Source organism: Ensifer sp. ENS03, from assembly GCF_014852035.1.
In the GTDB taxonomy this organism is placed as follows: domain Bacteria; phylum Pseudomonadota; class Alphaproteobacteria; order Rhizobiales; family Rhizobiaceae; genus Ensifer; species Ensifer adhaerens.
Genome location: NZ_JACVAV010000051.1, coordinates 1 through 244 on the forward strand (window position 1 = coordinate 1; position 244 = coordinate 244).

1 protein-coding gene is annotated in these 244 nt (G+C 63.1%); it reads right to left on the reverse strand.

Annotation, left to right across the window (positions count from 1 at the left end):
• The coding region (locus IB263_RS33930) for a transposase (protein ID WP_192439614.1) at nt 1-244 on the reverse strand (244 nt) is incomplete at both ends.

Consider the following 244-nt stretch of genomic DNA (forward strand, 5'->3'; position numbering starts at 1 on the left):
GAGCGAGCACATCGGCGAGCCACGCTTGTGGATCGATGTCATTGAGCTTGGCGCTCATGATCAGCGTTGCCATGAAGGCGGCGCGATCAGCACCACGGTCGGAGCCGGCAAAGAGCCATGCCTTCCTGCCCAGAGCGAAGCCGCGCAACGCCCGTTCGGCGGCGTTGTTGGTGAGGCAGATCCGGCCATCGCCGAGGAAGGATGTGAAGCCGTCCCAGCGCTTCAGCATGTAATCGATCGGCTC